Source organism: Pseudomonas auratipiscis, from assembly GCF_036324085.1.
Classification (GTDB): domain Bacteria; phylum Pseudomonadota; class Gammaproteobacteria; order Pseudomonadales; family Pseudomonadaceae; genus Aquipseudomonas; species Aquipseudomonas auratipiscis.
In genome coordinates this window covers 110948-117410 of the sequence record NZ_JAZDCU010000020.1, presented here as the reverse complement: position 1 = coordinate 117410, position 6463 = coordinate 110948, and the positions used below count along the sequence as shown (strand labels likewise).

The following is a 6463-nucleotide window of genomic DNA, read 5'->3' as shown; positions in this document are numbered from 1 at the left end:
AACAGCGCCGCCGCATCGAATGGATAAGCTCACAGCCTCAAATCCCAGCCCAGCCCAGCCCAGCCCAGCCCAGCCCAAAGATCATGCCCCTGGGATTTCGTGAAGAACCAAAAAAAGGGGGGCGCCGACCAAGCGCCCCCATAAGCCGTACAGCACACAACGATTCAGTTCAATCCAGCAGCGCCAGTGCCTCGGCACTACAAGCCTGGACGCGCGCCCAGTCGCGGTTCTTGATCCAACCACTGTCGAGCATCCAGGTGCCACCCACGCACATCACATTGGGTAGCGTTATGTAGCTTTTGACATTTCCTGGGTTGACCCCACCGGTTGGGCAGAAACGTACATCGCCAAACGGGCCGGCAAACGCCTTGATCGCCGCTACACCGCCGCTGATCTCTGCGGGAAACAGCTTGAAGCGTCGGTAACCCAGGGTGTAACCCATCATGATTTCCGACGGGGTGCTGATACCTGGCAATAACGGAATGTCACTTTCCACGCCCGCCTGGAGAATGTCCTGGGTAATACCCGGGGTTACCACGAACTGAGCACCAGCAGCCTGGACCGCAGCAAACATGTTGCGGTCGAGCACTGTGCCGGCACCCACGCACAGCTCAGGGCGCTGTTCGCTCAGTACCTTGATGGCCTTCAAGCCATGCTCCGAACGCAGGGTCACTTCCAGGGTCTTGATGCCACCGGCAGCCAAGGCATCGGCCAATGGCAGGATGTCTTCTTCGCGGGCAATGGTGATTACCGGCAGAATGCGCGCCTGGGTGCATATCTGATCGATCCGGGCAATCTTGTCGGTCATCGAAATTCCCGGCTGTTTCAGTTCATGCGTGGTCATAACGGCGGATCCTTGGTTCATGGGCACCAGTAAATATCCAGAGGGTCTTGAAGAAAAGCACGAATCGGCATTTCGGCGATGTCTGTGCCCTGCAAGGCGGCGCGCAGGGTAGCGAGTTTGCCCGACCCTTGCACGGACAAGGCGGTAAATTCGGCACTGGCCAGCAGCGCACGGGTCATGCTCAGGCGTTGATGAGGAACACTTGGCGCCAGCATCGGCAGGCAACGGCGACTGCTTTGCGGGTCAAGGCCCTCGGCCAGATTCGGACTGTTGGGGAACAGTGAAGCGGTATGCCCGTCATCCCCCATCCCCAGTACCAGCACATCGATCCCGGGCAGCTCGGCCAGGGCCTTGTCAGCGTCCAACGCTGCGGCCTCAAGGTTGCCAGCGGCGCGGTATAAGTTGAGGAAGCGCGCCTTGGCAGCCTTGCCGGTCAATAAGTGACGTTTAAGCAGACCCGCATTGCTGTCGGCATGCTCGACCGGCACCCAGCGCTCGTCGGCCAAAGTCACCAGCACTTTCGACCAGTCCAGCGGCTGCTGAATTAGCGCCGAAAAAAATGCCACCGGGCTACGCCCACCGGACACCACCAACGTAGCCTGGCCGTTAGCCGCTATCGCGGTATTCAAGCGCCCTGCTACATCCTTGGCCAGCCCTTCGGCCAACTGTGCAGCGCTATTGAAGTCATGCGCCGTCACGCCCTCAGGCAGTTGCAATTCAGATATCGCCATACCAAGACCTCCCATCACGGGTAATCAATGCAATTGAACTCATCGGCCCCCAGGAGCCTGCGGCATAGGGCTTGGGCGCTTCACCGCTGCGCTTCCAACCAGCGATAAGCTGATCACACCATTTCCACGCGTATTCGATTTCATCTTTACGCACAAACAGGTTCTGATTGCCGCGCATCACTTCCAGCAACAAGCGTTCGTAGGCATCAGGGATCCTGGCGCTACGCCAGGTGTCGGAAAAATTCAGCTGCAACGGGCCACTGCGCAGTTGCATGCCCTTGTCCAGCCCCTGCTCCTTGGTCATCACCCGCAGCGAAATACCTTCGTCCGGCTGTAGGCGAATGATCAGTTTGTTACCGATCTGCAAGCGCTGTTCCGGGGCGAAGATGTAGTGCGGTGTTTCCTTGAAATGGATGACGATCTGCGAGAGCTTCTGCGGCATGCGCTTGCCGGTGCGCAGATAAAAAGGCACGCCAGCCCAACGCCAGTTGCGGATATCCGCCCGCAAGGCGACGAAGGTTTCGGTATCGCTCTGGGCATTGGCGTTATCTTCCTCCAGATAGCCGGGCACCGACCTGCCTTCGCTGTAGCCTGCAATGTATTGGCCGCGCACCACATGCGTGCTCAGGCCTTCGCCAGTGATCGGTGCCAGGGCCTTGAGTACCTTGACCTTCTCATTGCGGATGCTGTCGGCAGAAAGGTCGCTTGGCGGATCCATGGCAATCAGGCATAGCAGCTGCAGCAAGTGATTCTGGATCATGTCACGCAGTTGCCCGGCCTTGTCGAAATAGCCCCAGCGCCCCTCGATTCCGACTTTTTCCGCCACGGTAATTTCAACGTGGGAAATCGAGTTCTGATTCCACTGAGTTTCGAACAGGCTGTTGGCAAAACGCAGGGCTATAAGGTTCTGAACGGTTTCCTTGCCCAGGTAATGGTCGATACGGTAGACGCGGTCCTCCGGGAAGTACTGGGCCACCGCGTCATTCACCCGGCGTGAAGAGTCCAGGTCATGGCCGATGGGCTTTTCCAGCACAACGCGGGTGCGCGCACTGAGTCCGGCTTTGTCGAGGTTCTCGCAGATACCACCATAAACTGCCGCTGGCGTCGCGAAATAAGCAATCAGCTGGTTATCATCACCAACCTGGCTGGCCAGCGCTTGATAGTCCTCGGCCTTGAAGAAGTCCACATGCACGTAGCTCAAGCGCACCAAGAAACGCTGCAACGCCAGGATTTCGACCTGATCTTGCGGGACGAACTCTCGCAGATGGCTTTCGATTGTCGCCAGGTGCTCAGCAACGCTGCCCGGTTCGCGGGCAAGCGCCAGCACGCGGGTGTCAGCATGCAGCAAGTCGGCGCGATCAAGCTGATAAAGCGCCGGAAACAGCTTGCGCAACGCCAGGTCCCCAAGGGCGCCAAACAGGGCAAAGGTGCAAGGTTCAACGCTGATCGATGCCATGATATGTTGGTTCTTTTATCAAGTTGACGTAGAAATACCGGTTTCAATCCGAGTTTTCAAGGAATAATGTAGTAAAAACCATAACATTTTGCGCCACGAATAGATTCGAGTGGTGTGCCACCCATGCCATCAGTACGATAGGCCACCGCTTCAAAAGCCCACTGCTCCCAGCACGGGCCGCCTCATCGACCCAAGGACACATACCCATGGACCGCGTGCGAAACCTCCTGGAGCAGATCCAGGGCCGCCTCGAAGAACTGAACAAGGCTGAGCGCAAAGTCGCCGAAGTCATCCTGCTCAACCCTCAACAAGCCACCCGTTTCAGCATTGCCGCCCTTGCCCAGGCTGCCAAGGTCAGCGAGCCGACCGTAAATCGCTTTTGCCGCTCGTTCGGCGTCAGCGGCTACCCCGAGCTCAAACTGCAACTGGCCCAGAGCCTGGCCAGCGGCGCTGCCTACGTCAGCCGAGCAGTTGAAGCCGATGATGATCCGGCCTCCTACACTCAGAAAATCTTCGGCAGCGCCATCGCCTCGTTGGACAGCGCCTGCCAACAACTTGATCCACAACTGGTCAGCCGCGCCGTAGACTTGCTGATCCAGGCCCGGCAGATCCATTTCTTCGGCCTCGGTGCGTCCGCTCCGGTGGCACTGGACGCTCAGCACAAGTTTTTTCGCTTCAACCTGGCCGTGTCGGCCCACGCCGATGTGTTGATGCAGCGCATGCTGGCCTCGGTGGCTCACACCGGCGAGCTGTTCGTGATCATCTCCTACACCGGGCGCACCCGTGAGCTCGTCGAGGTTGCACGCCTGGCCCGGGAAAACGGCGCCTCGGTGCTTGGCTTGACCGCTGCCGATTCGCCCCTGGCCAAAGCCAGCAGCCTGAGCCTGAACATACCGCTGCCAGAAGACACCGATATTTACATGCCGATGACCTCACGCATCATCCAACTGACAGTGCTCGACGTTCTGGCTACCGGCATGACATTGCGTCGGGGCGTGGACTTCCAGCCGCACCTGCGCAAAATCAAGGAAAGCCTCAACGCCAGCCGCTACCCGATCGACGACGAACTCAACTGAACAATTGCGCCTGCAAACGCAGGTGAGCCTGTTCGCCTGGGGCAAGACTAAGGCTGTCGCTGCTGCCACTGGCGGCCTCGACACAGACGAAGCCCAGGGTTTCACTGCTGCTGACGCCCAATAGAGGCCGATTGCCCGGATGCCAGACGATTGTGTTTTCGCTATCGCCGGTATCGATACTCAGCTGCCGCTGCCAAGCTGAATCGTGCAACTGCACATTCACCGCATTGGGAAACACGCGCTGACAGCCGCCATGGACCTTCAAGGCACCTTTCTGGCGACAGGCCTGACGGTTCAAACGGTCATAACCGTCAATGTTTTCTAGCCCAGATAGCGCTATCTCGGCAACGTCACTAATACACCAGTAAGCCAGCAGAGCATGACTCAATTGACACGGCTGACTGTCCTGATGCGACGTGCTCAGTTGCAACTCCATGCCTTTGCCCAACCTGGCCGACAGGTCGACCTGCCAGTCGCATAGTTGCAAACGCCACGTGAGCGCCACACCTTCTTCGTCCTCGCTGCTGTCGATCAACTTCCAGTCGAGCAAACGCGCCCAACCGTGGGCTGGCCACATATCTTCACTGGGATGACGACCGTACCAGGGCCAGCACACCGGCACACCCCCGCGGATGGCCCCCACCTGCGGCCATTGCGCCGCGCACCAGAGCCACGGGCGCTCACTTGTGGGCTGGAAGTGCAACAACTGCGCGCCCTGGCGGCTGAACGCAGCCTGGCACTGGGGATGATCGATGATCAGCACATCGCGCTGCTGATAACGCTCCCACTCAAAGGTCGGCCTCGGCCTCTGTGAGGTGAAGAAGCGTTGTAGCGGGTGCTCGGGCATGTCTGGAACTCTTGTTGTTAGTGAGGAGCGTACCGCTAGGCCTGCCCGCCCCCCCCTGCGTATAGGGTGGAGACGGACTCGGGCCGCGATCAGCTCGTAAATTTACAACATATTTCCTCAGAACGACGACTGAATCTTCAAGCCGGCGACCAGCGCGTTATCTACTTCGTCTACCCCACCCGGACGCTTGATGTACTGCAGGTTGGGGCGCACGGTCAGCCAGTTGGTCACATGAAAGCCGTAATACAGCTCGGCGTTGTACTCGGTCTTCTGAATCGGCACAAAGTTCGGATTGTCGTAATCGCTGATGCCGCTCTGTTGGTTGAGCAGTTCGGCGCGGTCCTTGACGTCGTCATTGACATGAATCCGCGCCACACCAAAACCGATGTCATCCTTGGGGCGCGCGTCGAACGGGCCTTTGTAGACCATGCCGAGCTGTTGGTAGTTATCGACAACGTTGGTGGCCTTGTCATGCACGGTGAAGTTGGCAAACAGGCTCAAGCCACGACTGGCATCGCCGTTATGAGCTGTCACCTGCTGTTGAGCCACGACCCACCAACCATGCTTGCTGGAGTGCGACTTGAAGTCATTGCCAGTAACCGCCTGGGGCTGGCCGTTGACATCATCGAAGACATCGTCCGCCTTGGCCGTACTGTAGTAATAACCCAAACGATATTCGCCCGGCAGCTCGTTGAGCCTCGGCGACCACACCAACTCCACCGGCAGGATCATTCCCTTGGTGCCGCTGCCGCTGAGCTTGAAACCATTGCCGGTCTCAAGATTGGAAGGATTCTGCTCGTACACCCCGACCTGCGCGAAAAACTCCGGAGTGAGGTTGTATTTCACCCGCATTGCCCACTGGCTGACGGGCCAGTTGTACCAGATGCCGCCGACCCAGTTGCCGACCTGCGAACCGCAGAACGCCAGGTTCTGGAAGTCGCAAGGGAAGCTGTTGAAGTCCTCGCCCTCACCGAAACGGCCGACTTTCACATCCAGGGCGCCATCGAAGTACTTTTGCTTGACCCACATTTGCGTCAGGCGCCAGGTCTGACCGCGCCCCCAGACCTCCTGCACCGAACTGAACTGCCCAGCCCGCGGGTCGCTGATACGATCGTTGGACAGGTTACGCCCACTGCGCTCGGTAACTGCCAGTTTGAACTCAGCATCGTGCCAGCCGAGAATTTTCTCCAGGTCCAGGTGCGCGCCCAAGGCAAATTGATCGCTGTAGCGGGCCGTCTTGTCGTTGTTGTAGCCACCGTTGAGGTTACCCGCCACCTCGCCCACGTAGTCCAGGGTAAAGTCGTAGCCCTTCTCCAGCAGCTCGGTACGCTTACCGCCCCAATCGCCGCTCATCCATTTCGATTCCGGGGCAAAAGCGCCAGCCGCTTGCGCCGCACCGCTGAGCCCAAGGGCAGCCAGCAGGGTCAGCGCCCCCAACGGCTTGATGCGTTTGAAGTGATCCATCCTTTGTTTCCTCATTTTATTGTTCTTGATGGGTTCATACGGCTT

At 58.6% G+C, this 6463-nt stretch carries 6 protein-coding genes; 1 reads left to right on the top strand and 5 read right to left on the bottom strand.

The genetic code is table 11. The annotated features are described in order from the left end of the window. Positions 1-169 precede the first annotated feature (169 nt). The 3 genes from V0R60_RS22955 to zwf are packed head-to-tail and all read right to left on the bottom strand — an operon-like array spanning position 170 to position 3031. Positions 170-844 carry a bifunctional 4-hydroxy-2-oxoglutarate aldolase/2-dehydro-3-deoxy-phosphogluconate aldolase gene (locus V0R60_RS22955; RefSeq protein WP_203476246.1) on the bottom strand — a complete coding sequence of 225 codons (675 nt, stop codon included), beginning with the start codon at positions 842-844 and terminating at the stop codon, positions 170-172. Positions 845-861: 17 nt separating this feature from the next. After that, positions 862-1575, bottom strand: coding sequence for a 6-phosphogluconolactonase (gene pgl, locus V0R60_RS22950; protein ID WP_330080735.1), 714 nt, complete (start codon positions 1573-1575; stop codon positions 862-864). Continuing rightward, positions 1562-3031 carry a glucose-6-phosphate dehydrogenase gene (zwf, locus tag V0R60_RS22945; RefSeq protein ID WP_330080734.1) on the bottom strand — a complete coding sequence of 490 codons (1470 nt, stop codon included), beginning with the start codon at positions 3029-3031 and terminating at the stop codon, positions 1562-1564. The genes pgl and zwf overlap by 14 nt, the downstream gene beginning before the upstream one ends. Before the next feature lie 215 nt (positions 3032-3246). Here zwf and hexR point away from each other — a divergent pair, with 215 nt between their 5' ends. Beyond that, positions 3247-4107: a DNA-binding transcriptional regulator HexR gene (hexR, locus tag V0R60_RS22940; RefSeq protein WP_330080739.1), complete on the top strand. Its 861-nt coding sequence runs from the start codon at positions 3247-3249 to the stop codon at positions 4105-4107. Here hexR and V0R60_RS22935 read toward each other — a convergent pair. Then, a complete protein-coding gene (locus V0R60_RS22935) occupies positions 4100-4954 on the bottom strand; it encodes a D-hexose-6-phosphate mutarotase (protein ID WP_330080733.1) in 855 nt (284 codons plus the stop codon). The genes hexR and V0R60_RS22935 overlap by 8 nt on opposite strands. Before the next feature lie 117 nt (positions 4955-5071). Next, on the bottom strand, positions 5072-6418 hold the full coding sequence (locus tag V0R60_RS22930; RefSeq protein ID WP_136477920.1) for a carbohydrate porin: 1347 nt from the start codon (positions 6416-6418) through the stop codon (positions 5072-5074). Positions 6419-6463: the final 45 nt, after the last annotated feature.

Excerpts from the sequence above, each read along its gene's own strand:
- V0R60_RS22955 (WP_203476246.1), bottom strand. The coding sequence starts at position 844 with ATGACCACGCATGAACTGAAACAGCCGGGAATTTCGATGACCGACAAG.
- pgl (WP_330080735.1), bottom strand. The coding sequence starts at position 1,575 with ATGGCGATATCTGAATTGCAACTGCCTGAGGGCGTGACGGCGCATGAC.
- zwf (WP_330080734.1), bottom strand. The coding sequence starts at position 3,031 with ATGGCATCGATCAGCGTTGAACCTTGCACCTTTGCCCTGTTTGGCGCC.
- V0R60_RS22935 (WP_330080733.1), bottom strand. The coding sequence starts at position 4,954 with ATGCCCGAGCACCCGCTACAACGCTTCTTCACCTCACAGAGGCCGAGG.
- V0R60_RS22930 (WP_136477920.1), bottom strand. The coding sequence starts at position 6,418 with ATGGATCACTTCAAACGCATCAAGCCGTTGGGGGCGCTGACCCTGCTG.